15 protein-coding genes are annotated in these 17,336 nt (G+C 63.8%); 11 read left to right on the top strand and 4 right to left on the bottom strand.

Annotation, left to right across the window (positions count from 1 at the left end; translation table 11 throughout):
- Window positions 1-22: 22 nt before the first annotated feature.
- Genes map through dapC form a run of 3 tightly spaced genes read left to right on the top strand, consistent with a single transcriptional unit; the run spans window position 23 to window position 4,776 of the window.
- On the top strand, window positions 23-805 hold the full coding sequence (map, locus tag AA098_RS06275) for a type I methionyl aminopeptidase (RefSeq protein WP_003252286.1): 783 nt from the start codon (window positions 23-25) through the stop codon (window positions 803-805).
- A gap of 41 nt (window positions 806-846) precedes the next feature.
- On the top strand, window positions 847-3,549 hold the full coding sequence (locus AA098_RS06270; protein ID WP_003252283.1) for a [protein-PII] uridylyltransferase: 2,703 nt from the start codon (window positions 847-849) through the stop codon (window positions 3,547-3,549).
- A gap of 30 nt (window positions 3,550-3,579) precedes the next feature.
- Window positions 3,580-4,776 (top strand): succinyldiaminopimelate transaminase, encoded by a 1,197-nt coding sequence (gene dapC, locus AA098_RS06265; protein WP_004574730.1) that lies wholly within the window; start codon window positions 3,580-3,582, stop codon window positions 4,774-4,776.
- Window positions 4,777-4,895: 119 nt separating this feature from the next.
- On the opposite strand, the gene AA098_RS06260 is transcribed toward dapC, so the two are convergent.
- Complete coding sequence (locus tag AA098_RS06260; RefSeq protein ID WP_060546238.1) at window positions 4,896-6,542, bottom strand: Na+/H+ antiporter; 1,647 nt, start codon at window positions 6,540-6,542, stop codon at window positions 4,896-4,898.
- A gap of 140 nt (window positions 6,543-6,682) precedes the next feature.
- Window positions 6,683-7,462, bottom strand: coding sequence for a hypothetical protein (locus tag AA098_RS29090; RefSeq protein WP_156747512.1), 780 nt, complete (start codon window positions 7,460-7,462; stop codon window positions 6,683-6,685).
- 268 nt (window positions 7,463-7,730) lie between these two features.
- On the opposite strand from AA098_RS29090, the gene AA098_RS06255 reads away from it, so the two are divergent.
- The 4 genes from AA098_RS06255 to AA098_RS06240 all read left to right on the top strand — a co-directional run bounded on the left by AA098_RS06255 (window position 7,731) and on the right by AA098_RS06240 (window position 10,838).
- Window positions 7,731-8,078, top strand: coding sequence for an ArsC family reductase (locus AA098_RS06255; protein WP_003252272.1), 348 nt, complete (start codon window positions 7,731-7,733; stop codon window positions 8,076-8,078).
- Window positions 8,079-8,109: 31 nt separating this feature from the next.
- The gene (dapD, locus tag AA098_RS06250; protein WP_004574732.1) at window positions 8,110-9,144 is read left to right on the top strand and encodes a 2,3,4,5-tetrahydropyridine-2,6-dicarboxylate N-succinyltransferase; all 1,035 of its coding nucleotides are present in this window, start codon (window positions 8,110-8,112) and stop codon (window positions 9,142-9,144) included.
- A gap of 81 nt (window positions 9,145-9,225) precedes the next feature.
- On the top strand, window positions 9,226-10,431 hold the full coding sequence (locus tag AA098_RS06245) for a cysteine desulfurase (protein ID WP_064613939.1): 1,206 nt from the start codon (window positions 9,226-9,228) through the stop codon (window positions 10,429-10,431).
- On the top strand, window positions 10,428-10,838 hold the full coding sequence (locus AA098_RS06240) for a SufE family protein (protein ID WP_003252266.1): 411 nt from the start codon (window positions 10,428-10,430) through the stop codon (window positions 10,836-10,838). The genes AA098_RS06245 and AA098_RS06240 overlap by 4 nt, the downstream gene beginning before the upstream one ends.
- Before the next feature lie 108 nt (window positions 10,839-10,946).
- Here the strand turns inward: AA098_RS06240 and tcdA are convergent, their stop codons facing one another.
- Window positions 10,947-11,756 (bottom strand): tRNA cyclic N6-threonylcarbamoyladenosine(37) synthase TcdA, encoded by an 810-nt coding sequence (gene tcdA / locus AA098_RS06235; protein ID WP_003252264.1) that lies wholly within the window; start codon window positions 11,754-11,756, stop codon window positions 10,947-10,949.
- Window positions 11,757-11,875: 119 nt separating this feature from the next.
- Here tcdA and AA098_RS06230 point away from each other — a divergent pair, with 119 nt between their 5' ends.
- The 4 genes from AA098_RS06230 (at window position 11,876) to AA098_RS06215 (ending at window position 16,954) form a co-directional block, all read left to right on the top strand.
- On the top strand, window positions 11,876-14,467 hold the full coding sequence (locus AA098_RS06230; protein ID WP_003252262.1) for a glycosyltransferase: 2,592 nt from the start codon (window positions 11,876-11,878) through the stop codon (window positions 14,465-14,467).
- Between the two features lie 128 nt (window positions 14,468-14,595).
- Window positions 14,596-15,747, top strand: coding sequence for a succinyl-diaminopimelate desuccinylase (dapE, locus tag AA098_RS06225; protein WP_004574734.1), 1,152 nt, complete (start codon window positions 14,596-14,598; stop codon window positions 15,745-15,747).
- Entirely contained in the window at window positions 15,747-16,559 is an 813-nt protein-coding gene (locus AA098_RS06220; protein WP_003252259.1) for a putative RNA methyltransferase, read from the top strand. The genes dapE and AA098_RS06220 overlap by 1 nt, the downstream gene beginning before the upstream one ends.
- Before the next feature lie 17 nt (window positions 16,560-16,576).
- On the top strand, window positions 16,577-16,954 hold the full coding sequence (locus tag AA098_RS06215; protein WP_010952612.1) for a hypothetical protein: 378 nt from the start codon (window positions 16,577-16,579) through the stop codon (window positions 16,952-16,954).
- A 122-nt stretch (window positions 16,955-17,076) separates the two neighbouring features.
- Here the strand turns inward: AA098_RS06215 and AA098_RS06210 are convergent, their stop codons facing one another.
- A complete protein-coding gene (locus AA098_RS06210; RefSeq protein ID WP_003252255.1) occupies window positions 17,077-17,286 on the bottom strand; it encodes a cold-shock protein in 210 nt (69 codons plus the stop codon).
- Window positions 17,287-17,336: the final 50 nt, after the last annotated feature.

Below are 17,336 nucleotides of genomic sequence, written 5' to 3'. Positions count from 1 at the left end.
ACGGCGCCGTAGAGAGCCTGTAATGACCGTCACCATCAAGACCGCAGAAGACATCGAGAAGATGCGCATCGCTGGCCGCCTGGCCGCCGAAGTGCTGGAAATGATCGAAGAACACGTCAAGCCCGGTGTCACCACCGAAGAGCTCGACCGCCTGTGCCACGATTATATCGTCAACGTTCAGCAGGCCATCCCGGCACCGCTCAACTACAAGGGCTACCCGAAGTCGATCTGCACCTCGATCAACCATGTGGTCTGCCACGGCATCCCCAACGACAAGCCGCTCAAGGACGGTGATACGCTCAATATCGACGTCACCGTGATCAAGGACGGCTACCACGGCGACACCAGCCGCATGTTCCACGTCGGTAACGTGCCGGTCTGGGCCGAGCGCCTGTCCAAGGTCACCCAGGAATGCATGTACAAGGCCATCGAGCTGGTCAAGCCGGGCTGCCGCCTGGGCGACATCGGTGAAGTGATCCAGAAGCACGCGGAAAAGAACGGCTTCTCGGTGGTGCGCGAGTTCTGCGGTCATGGCATCGGCAAGGTGTTCCATGAAGAGCCGCAGATCCTCCACTACGGCCGCGCGGGCACGGGCATGGAGCTGAAGGAAGGCATGACCTTCACCATCGAGCCGATGATCAACCAGGGCAAGGCCGACACCAAGGTGCTGGGCGACGGCTGGACCGCCATCACCAAGGACCGCAAGCTCTCGGCCCAGTGGGAACACACTTTGGTGGTGACTGCGACTGGCTACGAGATCTTCACCCTGCGCAAGGACGACACCATCCCGCGCACTTCGGCCTGACCGCACTCCGACAGGCCACCCCACGACAGGAACGTGACGCGATGCCCCAGGTGGATCCCGAGCTGTTCGACCGTGGCCAGTTCCAGGCGGAACTGGCCCTCAAGGCGAGCCCCATCGCCGCCTTCAAGAAAGCCATCCGCCTGGCCGGCGAGGTGCTCGACAAACGTTTTAGCGCCGGCAGCGACATCCGCCCGCTGATCGAGGCCCGCGCCTGGCTCGTCGACAATATCCTGCAACAGGCGTGGAACCAGTTCGACTGGGGCGACCAGAGCGGCATCGCCCTGGTTGCGGTGGGCGGCTACGGGCGCGGTGAACTGCACCCGCACTCGGACATCGACCTGCTGATTCTGCTGGGCGCTGCCGAGCACGAGCAGTACCGCGACGCCATCGAGCGCTTTCTGACCTTGCTGTGGGACATTGGCCTGGAAGTCGGCCAGAGCGTGCGCACCGTCGACGAGTGCGCCGAACAGGCCCGCGCCGACTTGACGGTAATCACCAACCTGATGGAAAGCCGCACCATCGCCGGCCCCGAGGCCTTGCGTCAGCGCATGCTGGAAGTCACCAGCACCGCGCACATGTGGCCGAGCAAGGAGTTCTTCCTGGCCAAGCGCGCCGAACTCAAGGCCCGCCACCACAAGTACAACGACACGGAGTACAACCTCGAACCCAACGTCAAGGGTTCGCCAGGTGGCCTGCGTGACATCCAGACGGTCCTTTGGGTGGCCCGCCGCCAGTACGGGACGCTCAACCTGCATGCACTGGCCGGCGAAGGCTTCTTGCTGGAAAGCGAGAATGAACTGCTGGCTTCGTCCCAGGACTTCCTCTGGAAAGTCCGTTATGCCCTGCACATGCTGGCCGGACGCGCCGAAGACCGCCTGCTGTTCGACCACCAGCGCAGCATCGCCACGCTGCTGGGCTACAGCGATGAAAACCCCAAGCGGGCGATCGAACAATTCATGCAGCAGTACTACCGGGTGGTGATGAGCATCAGCCAGCTGTGCGACCTGATCATCCAGCACTTCGAAGAGGTTATCCTCGCCGATGAGGAAAGTGGCAGCACCCAGCCGCTGAACGCGCGGTTCCGCCTGCATGACGGCTACATTGAGGCCGCCCATCCGAACGTGTTCAAGCGCACGCCATTCGCCATGCTGGAAATCTTCGTGCTGATGGCCCAACACCCCGAGATCAAGGGCGTGCGTGCCGATACCGTGCGCCTGCTGCGCGAACACCGCCACCTGATCGACGACACGTTCCGCACCGACATCCGCAATACCAGCCTGTTCATCGAGCTGTTCAAGTGCGAAATCGGCATCCACCGCAACCTGCGCCGGATGAACCGCTACGGCATTCTCGGCCGTTACCTGCCAGAATTCGGCCTGATCGTCGGGCAGATGCAGCATGACCTGTTCCACATCTATACGGTCGACGCGCATACCCTCAACCTCATCAAGCACCTGCGCAAGCTGCAATACACGCCGGTGTCCGAGAAATTCCCGCTGGCCAGCAAGCTCATGGGGCGCCTGCCCAAACCCGAGCTGATCTACCTGGCCGGCCTGTACCACGACATCGGCAAGGGTCGCCAGGGCGACCACTCGGAAATCGGTGCAGTGGACGCGCAGAAGTTCTGCGAACGGCACCAGTTGCCGGCCTGGGACAGCCGCCTGATCGTCTGGCTGGTGCAGAACCACCTGGTGATGTCGACCACCGCTCAGCGCAAGGACTTGTCCGACCCGCAGGTGATCAACGACTTTGCCCTGCACGTGGGCGACGAGACGCGCCTTGACTACCTGTACGTACTGACCGTGGCCGACATCAACGCCACCAACCCCAGCCTGTGGAACTCGTGGCGGGCCAGCCTGCTGCGCCAGCTGTACACCGAAACCAAGCGCGCCCTGCGCCGCGGCCTGGAAAACCCGCTGGACCGTGAAGAGCAGATTCGCCAGACCCAGTCTTCAGCGCTGGATATCCTGGTGCGCGAGGGCACCGACCCGGATGACGTCGAGCAGCTATGGGCGCAACTGGGCGATGACTATTTCCTCAAGCACACCGCCGCCGACGTGGCTTGGCACACGGATGCGATCCTGCAGCAACCGGCCGATGGCGGGCCGCTGGTGCTGATCAAGGAAACCACCCAGCGCGAGTTCGAAGGCGGCACGCAGATCTTCATCTATGCCCCCGACCAGCACGATTTCTTCGCCGTGACGGTGGCGGCCATGTCGCAGTTGAACCTGAACATCCACGACGCACGAATCATCACGTCGAGCAGCCAGTTCACCCTCGACACCTATATTGTGCTGGACAACGACGGCGGCTCGATCGGCGACAACCCGCAGCGGGTCAAGCAGATTCGCGACGGCCTGACCGAAGCGCTGCGCAACCCCGAGGACTACCCGACCATCATCCAGCGCCGGGTGCCGCGGCAGCTCAAGCACTTCGACTTCCCACCGCAAGTGACCATCCTCAACGATGCCCAGCGGCCGGTGACCATCCTCGAAATCACCGCGCCAGACCGCCCGGGCCTGCTGGCCCGGCTGGGGCGGATCTTCCTGGAGTTCGACCTGTCACTGCAAAACGCCAAGATCGCCACCCTCGGCGAGCGGGTAGAAGACGTGTTCTTCATTACCGATGCCGACAACCAGCCGCTGTCAGACCCGCAGCTGTGCAGCCGCCTGCAGGAAGCCATCGTGCAGCAACTGCAGGCCGGCCAAGGTAGCGACACCAGCCAGACCCGCGTGACCTTTTAACGATTAGACGATTGACGAGACCTTGCGCCGATGAACCATGCCTTGACCCAGCTTCAGCCCTATCCGTTCGAAAAGCTTCGCGCCCTGCTGGGCAGCGTGAAGCCTGCGGCGGACAAACGCGCCATCGCCCTGTCGATCGGTGAGCCGAAGCACGAATCGCCGGCGTTCGTTGCCCAGGCCATGGCCGACAACCTCGACAAGCTGGCGGTTTACCCCAGCACCCTTGGTTTGCCAGCCCTGCGCCAGGCCATCGGCCAGTGGTGCGAACGACGCTTTGGCGTGCCCGCCGGCTGGCTGGACGCCGACCGCCACATCCTCCCGGTCAACGGCACCCGTGAAGCGCTGTTCGCTTTCACCCAGGCCGTGGTCAACCGCGCCGATGACGGCCTGGTGATCAGCCCCAACCCGTTCTACCAGATCTACGAAGGCGCAGCGCTGCTGGCCGGTGCCACCCCGCACTACCTGCCGTGCCTGGAAAACAACGGTTTCAACCCGGACTTCGACGCCGTACCGGCCGAGGTGTGGAAGCGTTGCCAGATCCTGTTCCTGTGCTCGCCGGGCAACCCTACCGGTGCGCTGGTGCCAATGAACACCCTGAAGAAGCTGATTGCCCTGGCTGACGAACACGACTTCGTGATCGCCGCCGACGAGTGCTACAGCGAGCTGTACTTCGACGAGGACGCGCCACCGCCAGGCCTGCTGTCGGCATGCGCCGAGCTTGGCCGCAGCGATTTTGCGCGCTGCGTGGTGTTCCACAGCCTGTCCAAGCGCTCCAACCTGCCTGGGCTGCGCTCGGGCTTCGTCGCGGGCGATGCCCAGATCATCAAGCCGTTTTTGCTGTACCGCACCTACCACGGCTGCGCGATGCCGGTGCAAACCCAGCTGGCCAGCATCGCTGCCTGGCAGGACGAGGCGCATGTGCGCGCGAACCGCGACCAATACCGAGCCAAGTACGATGCCGTGCTGGATATTCTGCAGCCGGTACTGGACGTGCAACGCCCGGACGGCAGTTTCTACCTGTGGGCCAAGGTACCGGGCGACGATGCCGAGTTCACCCGCGACCTGTTCGAAGCCCAGCATGTGACCGTGGTGCCGGGGTCGTACCTGTCGCGTGAAGTGAATGGCGTGAACCCGGGTGCCGGGCGCGTGCGCATGGCCCTGGTTGCACCGCTGGCCGAATGCATCGAGGCGGCCGAGCGGATTCGCACCTTCCTGCAAAACCGCTGATCTGGCAGGGGCCTGTGGGAGCGGGTTACCAGCGCGGCACGGCCGGTGCCATTTACCGCGCTGGATTCTTCGCGGGTAAACCCGCTCCTACAGGGGCTGCAACGCAGCCCTCTTGGGATCTACTTGACTGAACCCAGGTTCGCCTCACTCATATCCAGCTCACCCAGTACTTGCCGCACCACCTCATCCCCCACCAGGTGCTGGCGATGCAGGTTATACAATTCCAGCCGCTGCGCCCTCAGGGCACGCAAGCGTAAACGCCGCTCCAGCAAGTCCATCTGTGCGGCCAGGGCCTTGGCTTCAGCACTGTCGTCGTAGCTTTCCAGCTCATCCCGGTACTCAGCCATCAAGCGCGCCTTCAACTCGGTCGCCAACGTTGCCTGCGCAGCATCCTGCGGTGCGTTGCTGTCGATCACCTCTTCTGCCTCCAAGGCATGAATCGCCGCCTCGGCTGTGCGCCGCCAGGCTTCCTGCACCTCTTGGTGCAAGCGCTCGTCAGGGCTCTTGGTCACCCCGCGCAGTAATATCGGCAGCGCGATGCAGGCGCTGATCAACGACAGCAGGATTACCCCCGCAGCAATGAAGATAAGCAGGTCACGCTCCGGGAACGCTGTACCAGCCCCTATCAGCAACGGGATCGACATGACACCCGCCAGGGTGACAGCGCCGCGCACACCCCCCAAGGTCAGCAACCAGCAGGAACGCGCCGTAGGCATCAGCACCAGTGCCGGCTTGCCGCGCCAGCGACGGACCACACCGATCGAGCGCCAGATACTCTGGACCCAGATGAACCGCAACAGAATCAGTGCGGCAAAGATCGCCACCACGTCCAGGCAGCGGTAGGCCAATGTCGGCCAGAGGGTCGCTTCGTGGCTGACCACGGCCTTGATGATGTCTGGCAACTGCAAGCCCAACAACAGGAAGATCAGGCCATTGAAGGCAAACTCCAGCAACGACCACACACTGCGGTTGAGCAGGCGGGTACTGGTCTGACGCGGCAGCAGGTCGAGCCAGCTCTGCATCATGCCGGCCGCCACTGCCGAGAGAATACCCGAAACGCCCAGGCGCTCGGCCAGCACGTAGGCTGCGAACGGCAGCAGCAACATGAACACCACATGGGTAGCCGGATCGTCCCAGCCCCGGGTGATCATCCACATGCGCAGGCGACCGATCAACCAGCTCAGTACCACGCCCACCGCAAGGCCGCCCAGTGCGACCAACACGAAGCTGAAGCTGGCGTCAGCCAACGAAAACACCCCGGTGATCGCCGCCGCCAAGGCGAACTTGAAGGTTACCAGGCCTGACGCGTCGTTCATCAGCGCCTCGCCCTGCAGCATGTGCATCAGGGGAGTCGGCAGGCGGTCCTGGGCAATGGCCGAAACGGCCACGGCGTCGGTCGGCGAAAGCACTGCGGCCAGGGCGAAGGCCACCGGCAACGGGATGCTCGGCAGCAACCAGTGGATGAAGTAACCGGCCCCGACCACGGTGAACAACACCAGCCCCACGGCCAGCGCCACTACCGGGCCACGAATGCGCCATAACTCACGCTTGGGGATGCGCCAGCCGTCGGCGAACAGCAGCGGAGGCAGGAACAGGAACAGGAACAATTCGGGGTCAAGGGCTACATGCAGGCCCAGCGTCGGCCACGCCAGCAAGGCACCGGCGGCAATCTGTACCAGCGGCAATGGCAGCGGGATCACACGGCCGACCAGCTTCGACAGGCTGACCAGGGTCAGCAGGATGAGGACGGTGTAGGCGGACTGCATCCGGTAAGGCTTCCTTTGTGAACCAGAAACGACAACGGGGCGAAACATCGCCATTGAAACAATATGTTAGCGGCGATCGGCGAGCTGGGGCCGCTGCACGATAGTCGCAGGTGGAGGTTGAATATGTAACATGATGATACTTAGGTTTGATGGTAGGGCCTGCCTTGAGTCTTGTAGCGCCTTTGAGATCGAGCGCCGCCAGGTTCCCGGCTTAAGACATTCAGCGCCTGCGAGAACGAGCGCCGCCCGCGCGGCGCTTCGCGGGTAAACCCGCTCCTACGTTTGTTTCGGGCCAGTATCGCCTGTGCCAGACCCGCGCGACCGCCTTGTTTGTACGACGCGATATCGAGGCGTGCGCCAAGAGATCGAGCGCCGCCAGGTTCCCGGCTTAAGAGATTCAGCGCCTGCGAGATCGAGCGCCGCCCGCGCGGCGCTTCGCGGGTAAACCCGCTCCTACATTTGTTTCGGGCCAGTATCGCCTGTGCCAGACCCGCGCGACCGCCTTGTTTGTACGACGCGATATCGAGGCGTGCGCCAAGAGATCGAGCGCCGCCAGGTTCCCGGCTTAAGAGATTCAGCGCCTGCGAGATCGAGCGCCGCCCGCGCGGCGCTTCGCGGGTAAACCCGCTCCTACATTTGTTTCGGGCCAGTATCGCCTGTGCCAGACCCGCGCGACCGCCTTGTTTGTACGACGCGATATCGAGGCGTGCGCCAAGAGATCGAGCGCCGCCAGGTTCCCGGCTTAAGAGATTCAGCGCCTGCGAGATCGAGCGCCGCCCGCGCGGCGCTTCGCGGGTAAACCCGCTCCTACATTTGTTTCGGGCCAGTATCGCCTGTGCCAGACCCGCGCGACCGCCTTGTTTGTACGACGCGATATCGAGGCGTGCGCCAAGGCGTTCGCGCGCAAATGCCACAGGCATAACTGGCCCGAAACAAACGTAGGAGCGGGTTTACCCGCGAAGCGCCGCGCGGGCGGCGCTCGATCTCAAAGGCGCTGAATCTCTTAAGCCAGGAACCTGGCGGCGCTCGATCTCAAACGCGCTACAAGACTCAAGGCAGACCTAACCACGCCCCACCAACCCCCAAGACTTGCACACCCGTGGCGCTCCCAGTCTCGTTCCCGCATAATCCCGCGACTGACATCGAAAAACGGAGAGATTGGGGCAACCTGTATCCCCAATGTACACAATGACCTACACGCTCTACGGCATCAAAGCCTGTGACACCATGAAAAAGGCGCGTACCTGGCTCGAAGACAAAGCCATCGCCTACGAATTCCATGATTACAAAACCCAAGGCATCGACCGTGACAGCCTGAACCGCTGGTGCGACGAACACGGCTGGGAAGTCATCCTCAACCGTGCCGGCACCACCTTCCGCAAGCTGGACGACGCCAGCAAGGCAGACCTCGACCAGGCCAAGGCCGTCGAGCTGATGCTGGCCCAGCCGTCGATGATCAAACGCCCGGTGCTCGACCTTGGCGCGCGTACCCTGGTTGGCTTCAAGCCCGACCTGTACGCCGCTGCCCTGGCCTGAGCCCCCACCCTATTTCGCACGAGGTAATCACATGTCCAATACCCTGTTCAGCCTGGCCTTCGGTGTCGGCTCCCAGAACCGCCAGGGCGCCTGGCTGGAAGTGTTCTACGCACAACCGCTGCTCAACCCAAGCGCCGAACTGGTTGCTGCAGTAGCCCCTGTTCTCGGTTACGAAGGTGGCAACCAGGCCATCGCCTTCAGCAACGCCCAGGCCGCACAACTGGCCGAAGCCCTGAAGGGCGTGGACGCTGCCCAGGCCGCCCTGCTGACCCGCCTGGCAGAGAGCCACAAGCCGCTGGTCGCCACCCTGCTGGCCGAAGACGCTGCCCTGAGCTCGACCCCAGAGGCCTACCTCAAGCTGCACCTGCTGTCGCACCGCCTGGTCAAGCCGCATGGCGTAAGCCTGGCCGGTATCTTCCCGCTGCTGCCGAACGTGGCCTGGACCAACCAGGGCGCGGTCGACCTGGGCGAACTGGCCGAGCTGCAACTGGAAGCACGCCTGAAGGGCGAGCTGCTGGAAGTGTTCTCGGTGGACAAGTTCCCGAAAATGACCGACTACGTGGTCCCGGCCGGCGTGCGTATCGCCGACACCGCCCGTGTGCGCCTGGGCGCCTACATTGGCGAAGGCACCACCATCATGCACGAAGGCTTCGTCAACTTTAACGCGGGTACCGAAGGCCCGGGCATGATCGAAGGCCGCGTTTCCGCTGGCGTATTCGTCGGCAAGGGCTCGGACCTGGGCGGCGGCTGCTCGACCATGGGCACCCTGTCCGGTGGCGGCAACATCGTCATCAAAGTCGGCGAGGGCTGCCTGATCGGCGCCAACGCCGGTATCGGTATTCCGTTGGGCGACCGCAACACCGTCGAAGCCGGCCTGTACATCACCGCGGGCACCAAGGTGAACCTGCTGGACGAGAACAACGAACTGGTCAAAGTGGTCAAGGCCCGCGACCTGGCCGGCCAGACCGACCTGCTGTTCCGCCGCAACTCGCTGAACGGCGCGGTAGAGTGCAAGACCCACAAGTCGGCCATCGAGCTGAACGAAGCGCTGCACGCTCACAACTGAGAACCCTACCGGGTTTGAGGTGTTAAGATCGGGTCTGGCGCCAATGCACCAGACCCGATTTTCATTCCAGGCCTCGCAAACATGTTCCAGCCCTCTCCCTGGCGTGCCGACTTCCCCGCCATCGCCGCCCTGCAACGGCAGCACCAGACCTATCTGGACAGCGCCGCCACCACCCAGAAGCCGCAAGCCCTGCTCGATGCCCTGGGCCATTACTACGGCCATGGCGCAGCCAACGTGCACCGTGCCCAGCATTTGCCGGGTGCGCTGGCGACCCAGGCCTTCGAAACCAGCCGCGACAAGGTCGCCGCCTGGCTCAATGCCGCAGACTCGCGACAGATCGTGTTCACCCACGGCGCCACCTCGGCACTGAACCTGCTGGCCTATGGCCTGGAGCACCGCCTCGAGGCCGGTGACGAAATTGCCATCAGTGCCCTGGAGCACCATGCCAACCTGCTGCCCTGGCAACAGCTGGCACACCGGCGCAACCTGCGCCTGGTGGTGCTGCCACTGGACGCCCAGGGTCGTATCGACCAGGACCAGGCACTGCAACTGATCGGCCCGCGCACCCGAGTGCTCGCCATCAGCCAGCTGTCCAACGTGCTGGGTACCTGGCAACCGCTGCCAGCGCTGCTGGCCCATGCCCGCGCCCAAGGCGCGCTGACGGTGGTCGATGGTGCCCAGGGCGTGGTGCATGGTCGCCAGGACATGCAGCAACTGGGCTGCGACTTCTATGTGTTTTCCAGCCACAAGCTGTACGGTCCGGACGGCGTCGGCGTGCTCTATGGCCGCGCCCAGGCCCTGGAGCTGTTACGCCACTGGCAGTTCGGTGGCGAGATGGTGCAGCTGGCCGAGTACCACAGCGCCAGCTTCCGTCCCGCGCCCCTGGGCTTCGAAGCGGGTACGCCGCCGATTGCCGGGGTGATCGGCCTGGGTGCAACGCTGGACTACCTGGCCAGCCTCGATGCCCATGCGGTGGCAGCGCATGAAGCCAGCCTGCACCAGCACCTGCTGCGTGGCTTGGGCGACCGCGAGGGCGTGCGGGTGTTGGGCACACCGCAGACGGCCCTGGCCAGTTTCGTCATCGAGGGCGTGCACAACGCCGATATCGCTCACCTGCTGACTGAACAGGGCATTGCCGTGCGTGCCGGTCACCACTGTGCCATGCCACTGCTGAAGGGGCTGGGGCTGGAGGGCGCGATACGGGTGTCGCTGGGTTTGTACAACGACAGCGATGACGTGCAGCGTTTCTTCGACGCGCTGGACCAAGGCCTGGAGCTGTTGCGATGAGCCTGCCGGAACAGGCGCACCAAGCGCTGGAAGCGTTTCAACAGGGCAAAGGCTGGGAACAGCGTGCGCGGCTGTTGATGCAGTGGGGTGACCGCCTGGAGCCGCTGGCAGACGCCGAAAAGACCGAGGCCAACCGGGTGCATGGCTGCGAGAGCCTGGTGTGGCTGGTGGCCGAGCAGATCGAGGGCGTGTGGCGGTTCAAGGCCAGCAGCGATGCCCGCTTGTTGCGTGGGCTGCTGGCGCTGTTGCTGGTGCGGGTGCAGGGACTGGCCAGTGAGGAGCTGGCCGGGATTGATCTGCGCGAGTGGTTTACCCAGCTCGGGCTGGAGCGCCAATTGTCGCCGTCGCGCAGCAATGGGCTGCATGCGGTGTTGCAGCGGATGGCGGAGTTGGCGTCCAACCGCTGAATCGGCGCTGGTTGCTTCGCGGGCCTGCCCGCTCCCACAGGTACGGCATCATGCTTGGAAGAGATGCAATACCTGTAGCGGGCGGGCCCGCGAAGACGCCCACGCGGTCTATTCAGGCTTGACCCGTTCCGACGGCCGGCGCGCTCCAGCCACCAGTTTTTCTATCGCCTTGCTCGCCGCTACCATGCCAAAGGTCGCAGTCACCATCATCACCGCGCCAAAGCCACCCGAGCAGTCCAGCCGCACGCCTTCACCGACAAAGCTTTTCTGCAGGCAAACACTGCCATCACCCTTGGGGTAACGCAGCTGTTCACTGGAGAACACGCACGGCACGCCATAGTTACGGCTGACATTACGCGAGAAGTTGTAGTCGCGGCGCAGGGTGGAACGCACCCGTGAAGCCAACGGGTCGTTGAAGGTCTTGTTCAGGTCGGCGATCTGGATCTGCGTCGGGTCGATCTGCCCACCCGCGCCACCGGTAGTGACAATGGCAATCTTGCGCCGCCGACACCAGGCGATCAGCGCCGCCTTGGCCATGACGCTGTCGATGCAGTCGATCACGCAGTCGAGGTGCTCGGTGATGTACTCGGCCATGGTCTCGCGGGTGACGAAGTCGGCCACCGCATGCACCGTACACCCTGGGTTGATCGCCCGCAGGCGCTCGGCCATGACCTCGACCTTGGGCCGCCCCACCTGCCCTTCCAGCGCATGGGCCTGGCGGTTGGTGTTGCTGACGCAGACATCGTCCAGGTCGAACAGGGTAATCTCGCCCACGCCGCTGCGTGCCAGGGCTTCGGCCACCCACGAGCCCACCCCGCCAATACCGACCACAGCCACATGGGCCTGGCCCAGACGTTGCAGCCCCTGGTCGCCATACAGCCGGGCAACGCCGGCAAAGCGTGGATCTTCTGTGCTCATGTTCATACCCCAAAAAACCGGCGCGCATTATATGCCAGTGAACCCTTGGCCTGCATCGTTAGGAAAGAGACTGCCAACCCTGCTTTAATGTCCTATCACTTCCACATGAATGGACGACGATGTCTTCACGTAAATTCGGCCTGAACCTGGTAGTGGTGCTGGCCATCGCCGCACTGTTCACCGGGTTCTGGGCACTGATCAACCGCCCGGTCTCCGCCCCCGCCTGGCCAGAACAGATCTCTGGCTTTTCGTATTCGCCGTTCCGCCTGGGCGAAAGCCCACAGAAGGGTCAGTACCCCACCGACGACGAAATGCGCCAGGACCTGGAGCAACTGAGCAAACTGACCGACAGCATCCGTATCTATACCGTGGAAGGCACCCAGGCTGACATACCGCGCCTGGCCGAGGAGTTCGGCCTGCGGGTGACGCTGGGGATATGGATCAGCCCGGACCTGGAGCGCAACGAGCGCGAAATTGCCACGGCCATCCAGCTGGCCAACACGTCGCGCAGCGTGGTGCGGGTGGTGGTCGGCAACGAGGCGCTGTTCCGTGAAGAAGTCACACCGGAAAACCTGATCAAATACCTGGACCGGGTACGCGCAGCCGTGAAGGTGCCTGTGACCACCAGTGAACAATGGCACATCTGGAAGGAACATCCTGAGCTGGCCAGGCACGTCGACCTGATTGCCGCGCACATCCTGCCCTACTGGGAGTTCGTGCCGATGAAGGATTCGGTCGAGTTCGTCCTCGACCGCGCCCGTGAACTGAAGCACCAGTTCCCGCGCAAACCCCTGCTGCTGTCGGAAGTCGGCTGGCCGAGCAACGGCCGCATGCGCGGTGGTGCCGATGCCACACAGGCCGACCAGGCCATCTACTTGCGCACCCTGGTCAATACCCTCAACCGCCGTGGCTACAACTACTTTGTCATTGAAGCCTATGACCAACCCTGGAAGGCCAGCGACGAAGGGTCGGTAGGCGCCTACTGGGGCGTCTACAACGCCGAGCGCCAGCAGAAGTTCAACTTCGACGGCCCCGTGGTGGCGATCCCGCAGTGGCGGGCCCTGGCAGTGGCGTCGGTGGTGCTGGCAATGATCGCCCTGATGGTGCTGTTCATCGATGGCTCGGCCCTGCGCCAGCGTGGCCGTACCTTCCTGACGTTCATCACCTTCCTGTGCGGGTCGGTACTGGTGTGGATCGCCTACGACTACAGCCAGCAATACAGCACCTGGTTCAGCCTTACCGTGGGCGTGCTGCTGGCCCTCGGCGCGCTGGGCGTGTTCATCGTGCTGCTCACCGAGGCCCACGAACTGGCCGAGGCGGTCTGGATACACAAGCGCCGCCGCGAGTTCCTGCCCGTGCAGGCCGACAGTGCCTACCGGCCCAAGGTGTCGGTGCATGTGCCGTGCTACAACGAGCCACCTGAGATGGTGAAACAGACCCTGGACGCCCTGGCCGCCCTGGACTACCCCGACTACGAAGTGCTGGTGATCGACAACAACACCAAGGACCCGGCCGTGTGGGAGCCGCTCAAGGCCCACTGCGAAAAGCTTGGCGAGCGCTTCAAGTTCTTCCACGTCGCGCCGCTGGCCGGCTTCAAGGGTGGCGCGCTGAATTACCTGATCCCGCACACGGCAAAGGACGCCGAAGTGATCGCGGTGATCGACTCGGACTACTGCGTCGACCGCAACTGGCTCAAGCACATGGTGCCGCACTTCGCCGACCCGAAAATTGCCGTGGTGCAGTCACCGCAGGATTACCGTGACCAGCACGAAAGCGCCTTCAAGAAGCTGTGCTACAGCGAATATAAAGGCTTCTTCCACATCGGTATGGTTACCCGCAACGACCGTGACGCGATCATCCAGCACGGCACCATGACCATGACCCGGCGCAGTGTGCTGGAAGAACTGGGCTGGGCCGAGTGGTGCATCTGCGAGGACGCCGAACTGGGCCTGCGTGTGTTCGAGAAAGGCCTGTCCGCCGCCTACGCCCACAACAGCTACGGCAAGGGCCTGATGCCCGACACCTTCATCGACTTCAAGAAACAACGCTTCCGCTGGGCCTATGGCGCCATCCAGATCATCAAGCACCACGCCGGCGCGCTGCTGCGCGGCAAAGGCAGCCAGCTGACCCGTGGCCAGCGCTACCACTTCCTGGCCGGCTGGCTACCGTGGATCGCCGATGGCATGAACATCTTCTTCACCATCGGCGCGCTGTTGTGGTCGGCGGCGATGATCATCGTGCCGCATCGGGTCGATCCGCCCCTGATGATCTTCGCCATCCCGCCGCTGGCGCTGTTCTTCTTCAAGGTCGGCAAGATCATCTTCCTGTACCGCCGAGCGGTGGGGGTGAACCTCAAGGATGCCTTCGCAGCTGCGCTGGCCGGGCTGGCACTGTCGCACACCATCGCCAAGGCGGTACTGTATGGTTTCTTCACCAGCAGCATGCCGTTCTTCCGCACGCCGAAGAACGCTGACAGCCATGGGTTGCTGGTGGCGATTTCCGAAGCGCGGGAAGAGCTGTTCATCATGTTGCTGCTGTGGGGCGCGGCGTTGGGCATCTACCTGGTGCAGGGGCTGCCGAGTTCGGACATGCGCTTCTGGGTGGCGATGTTGCTGGTGCAGTCGTTGCCTTATGTAGCAGCGCTGGTGATGGCGTTCCTGTCGTCGCTGCCCAAGCCCGCAGAAAAGGCTGCCGAAGCGCAGCAGGCTTGAAGTTGCCTGGGCTGACCTGTGCAGCCCATTCGCGGGCATGCCCGCGAATGGGCCGTGCTGCCCGAAACCATTTGATATAAGATAACGCCCCTCAGATTTCCCCGCCTTGCCTTGCCCCGGAGTCCCCCATGACGGCCCCTGCCGAGCTCTCGCCTACCCTTCAACTGGCCTGCGACCTGATCCGTCGCCCCTCGGTCACCCCCGTCGACGCCGATTGCCAGGCGCAGATGATGAACCGTCTGGGCGCCGTCGGTTTCCAGCTGGAGCCGATGCGCATTGAAGACGTCGACAACTTCTGGGCCACCCACGGCAGCCAGGACGGCCCGGTACTGTGTTTTGCCGGCCACACCGACGTGGTGCCTACCGGCCCGGTCCAGCAATGGCAGCATGAACCCTTCGAGGCACTGATCGACGCCGACGGCATGCTCTGTGGCCGTGGCGCCGCCGACATGAAGGGCAGCCTGGCGTCCATGGTCATCGCCAGCGAGCGCTTCGTGCAGGACTACCCGAACCACCGCGGCAAGGTCGCGTTTCTGATCACCAGCGACGAGGAAGGCCCGGCTCACCACGGCACCAAGGCGGTGGTCGAGCGCCTGAAAGCGCGCAACGAGCGTTTGGATTGGTGCATCGTCGGCGAACCGTCCAGCACCACCTTGCTGGGTGACGTGGTCAAGAACGGTCGCCGTGGTTCGCTGGGCGCCAAGCTGACCATACGCGGCAAACAGGGCCATGTGGCCTACCCGCACCTGGCGCGCAACCCGATCCACCTGGCCGCCCCGGCCCTGGCGGAACTGGCTGCCGAGCACTGGGACGAAGGCAATGCGTTCTTCCCACCCACCAGCTTCCAGATCTCCAACCTCAATTCCGGCACCGGCGCCACCAACGTGGTCCCGGGCGAGCTGACCGCGCTGTTCAACTTCCGCTTCTCTACCGAGTCCACCGTCGAAGGCCTGCAGGCCCGAGTGTCGGCGATTCTCGACAAGCATGAACTGGACTGGTCGGTCGACTGGGCACTGTCGGGCCTGCCGTTCCTGACCGAACCAGGCGAGCTGCTCGACGCCGTGGCGGCCAGCATCAAGGGCGTCACCGGTCGCGATACCCAGCCATCCACCAGCGGCGGTACCTCCGATGGCCGCTTCATCGCAACCATGGGCACCCAGGTGGTCGAACTCGGCCCGGTCAACGCCACCATCCACCAGGTTGACGAGCGGATCCTGGCCAGCGACCTCGATCTGCTGACCGAAATCTACTACCAGACCCTGGTCCGGTTGCTCGCCTGATGCTTGCCTGCCCGCTTTGCCAGGCGCCGCTGAGCCGGCTCGATAATGGTGTGGTGTGCCCGGCCGGCCACCGCTTCGACCGCGCCCGCCAGGGTTACCTGAACCTGCTGCCGGTGCAGCACAAGAACAGCCGCGACCCCGGTGACAACCAGGCGATGGTCGAGGCACGCCGCGACTTTCTCGACGCCGGCCATTACGCGCCAGTCGCCCGCCGCCTGGCCGAACTGGCCGCCGAGCGCCAGCCTGGCGCCTGGCTGGACATCGGCTGCGGCGAGGGTTACTACACCGCACAGATCGCCCAGGCCTTGCCGGCCGCCGACGGCTATGCGCTGGACATCTCCCGCGAAGCGGTCAAGCGCGCCTGCCGCCGAGCACCGGCGGTCACCTGGATGGTCGCCAGCATGGCCCGCGTGCCGCTGACCGACGCCAGCTGCCAGTTCATCGCCAGCGTTTTCAGCCCGCTGGACTGGGCCGAGGCCAAGCGCTTGCTCAGCCCCGGCGGCGGCCTGATGCGGGTCGGCCCCACCAGCGGCCACCTGATGGAACTGCGTGAAGTGCTCTACGATGAAGTACGCCCTTACGCCGACGACAAGCACCTGGCCCTGGTCCCTGAAGGCATGGCCCACGCCCACAGCGAAACCCTCGAGTTCCGCCTGAGCCTGGCCGCGCCCAAGGCCCGCGCCGACCTGCTGGCCATGACCCCACACGGCTGGCGCGCCAGCGCCGAAAAACGTGCCCGGGTGATCGACCAGCCCGAGCCGTTCGAGGTCACGGTTTCCATGCGTTATGACTATTTCGTGCGCCAAGACTGAGCACACCCGGAGCCCTTATGCGTCAACCTGATATCGAGATCTACCTGAAGGACGCCGACGTCGACCACAAGCAGATTGCCGAGTGGCTCGCCCAGGCAATCGGCCCGTGCACCGAGTGGAAGCAGAAAGGCCATACCTTCAAATGCCAGGCCGGTAACATTCCGGTCACTTGGTTACCCAAGGCTGTAGGGAAATGGAACAGCCTGTACCTGGAAAGCGACCAGACGCCGTGGGCGGATGACGTTGCCTGCGCCCGCGCCGCATTTGCCGCGCTGGGTGTGGAAGTGCGCTGTGCGCCGGGTGGCTGGGTCGAGGAAGACGGGGAAGAAGATGCCGACCGCTGGGTCCGCATCAGCGCCGACGGTGAAGAGGAAATCACCTGGCGTACATCATGAAACGGCAGGCTTGCTCGTTTCTGTAGCAGCGGGCTTACCCGCGAACACGGGCCACGCCCGTGGCAGCCACCGTGGTGGCTGCTTCGCGGGCAAGCCCGCTCCTACGGCTTGAAACCAGAGGCTCAGAGGCCCACTACGTCTTCGGCTTGCAGGCCTTTCTGGCCCTGCACGCAGGCGTACTCCACCCGCTGCCCTTCGACCAGGGTACGATGCCCCTCACCGCGGATCGCCCGATAGTGGACGAACACATCCGCACCACCTTCGCGCTGAATGAAGCCATAACCCTTGGCATCGTTGAACCACTTTACATTCCCAGTCTCACGAGACGACATCTGAACTACTCCGGATTTTTATTGTGAAGATCGCCTTGCAGGCATGAGGT

The sequence above is a fragment of the Pseudomonas sp. JY-Q genome, assembly GCF_001655295.1.
In the GTDB taxonomy this organism is placed as follows: domain Bacteria; phylum Pseudomonadota; class Gammaproteobacteria; order Pseudomonadales; family Pseudomonadaceae; genus Aquipseudomonas; species Aquipseudomonas alloputida.
Note: the sequence above shows the minus strand (reverse complement) of the source record. Positions and strands in the feature narration are given on the sequence as shown.